This is a genomic window from Pedobacter sp. GW460-11-11-14-TSB4 (assembly GCF_059423705.1).
Genome location: NZ_JBWKYI010000067.1, coordinates 1 through 1836, shown reverse-complemented (window position 1 = coordinate 1836; position 1836 = coordinate 1). Strand labels below are relative to the sequence as shown.

At 40.3% G+C, this 1836-nt stretch carries 1 protein-coding gene; it reads right to left on the bottom strand.

Translation table 11 applies throughout. The features are described from left to right. Positions 1 to 190: 190 nt before the first annotated feature. Positions 191 to 1321 (bottom strand): 4-hydroxyphenylpyruvate dioxygenase, encoded by a 1131-nt coding sequence (gene hppD, locus AC07YT_RS25040; RefSeq protein WP_086545190.1) that lies wholly within the window; start codon positions 1319 to 1321, stop codon positions 191 to 193. Between the last annotated feature and the right edge of the window lie 515 nt (positions 1322 to 1836).

Here is a 1836-nt window from a genome sequence, read left to right as displayed (position 1 = left end):
TATTAAAACTAAAAGAGCAGGCTCAAGCCTGCTCTTTTTTGCGCTTAAATTTTAGATGTTGTCTTGCTGTCCCGAAGCTTTGGGATCAGCATCTTTTTGTCTAAGACCCTGAAATAAATTTACTCCGTAGCTTTTCGCTGCGCTACAGGTCAGGGTGACGTCTTGGATTAATTACTCGCGACGAATGATATTACAAATTACCCCTCAATTCCTGCTCACGCTCTAAGGATTCAAATAAAGCTTTAAAGTTGCCCGCACCAAAACTTTGTGCGCCTTTACGCTGAATAACCTCGAAGAAAAGGGTAGGACGGTCTTCAACTGGTTTAGTGAAAATTTGCAATAAATACCCTTCTTCATCACAATCGACTAAAATGCCAAGGCTTTCTAATAAGGCTATTTCTTCATCAATTTTGCCTACACGTTGTGGCATCATATCGTAATAAGCTTCTGGTGGCGCACTTAAAAACTCCACACCACGCGCTTTCAGTTCTTTAACCGTTTTAACAATATCTTTAGTGGCTACAGCAATATGCTGAACACCTTCACCTTCGTAATATTCCAGGTATTCTTCAATCTGCGATTTCTTTTTGCCTTCGGCAGGTTCATTAATCGGGAATTTCGAATAGCCATTTCCGTTACTCATCACCTTACTCATCAAAGCCGAATATTCAGTGTTAATCTGCTTATCATCAAAAGATAAAATGTTAACAAAACCCATTACGTCTTCGTACCATTGTACGGCTTCATTCATGCGGTTCCAGCCTACATTACCCACACAATGGTCGATATATAAAAGCCCAGCATCAGCAGGTTGATAATCGCTTTCCCATACCCGGTAACCTGGCATAAAAGTTCCATTATAATTTTTACGCTCAATAAACATGTGTACTGTTTCGCCATAAGTGTAAATACCACTCATTTTAAGCTCTCCGTTTTCATCCGTTAAGGTTTGAGGGGCCAGATAGGGTTTTGCACCACGTTTTGTGGTTTCTTCAAAGGCACTGTAAGCATCGTCTACCCAAAGGGCCAATACTTTTACACCATCGCCATGTTTTTTTACATGCTCTGCTATTGGATGATCTGATTTTAATGCCGTCGTTAAAATCAGTCTGATTTTTCCTTGTTGCAACACGTAGGATGAACGATCACGAACGCCTGTTTCAGGTCCGGCATAAGCCAAACTTTGAAATCCAAATGCCGTTTTGTAGTAGTGTGCTGCTTGTTTGGCATTACCTACGTAAAATTCGATATAATCTGTTCCGTTAATAGGCAGAAAATCTGGTGCTTTTGATATTTTTTCTGCAAATGTTTGTGTTTCCATTGTTGTTATTATTAAGTCCGAGGTCGGAGGTCCGAAGTCGGATGTGCTATTGTTTTAAATATTGGATGATTGCTTATTTATCTGCTCTTTATCTTCGGACCCCGGTCTCCCGACTTCCGACTCATTTAAATGTTGAATGATTGCTTATTTATCTACTCTTTATCTTCGGACCCCGGTCTCCCGACTTCCGACTCGTTTAAATGTTAGATGATTGCTTATTTATCTGCTCTTTATCTTCGGACCCCGGTCTCCCGACTTCCGACTCATTTAAATATTGGATGATTGCTTATTTATCTGCTCTTTATCTTCGGGCTCCGGTCTCCCGACTCATTTAAACGTTAGATGATTGCTTATTTATCTGCTCTTTATCTTCGGACTCCGGTCTCCCGACTTCCGACTCATTTAAATGTTGAATGATTGCTTTATTTATCTGCTCTTTATCTTCGGACTCCGGTCTCCCGACTTCCGACTCGTTTAAATGTTAGATGATTGCTTATTTATCTGCTCTATATCTT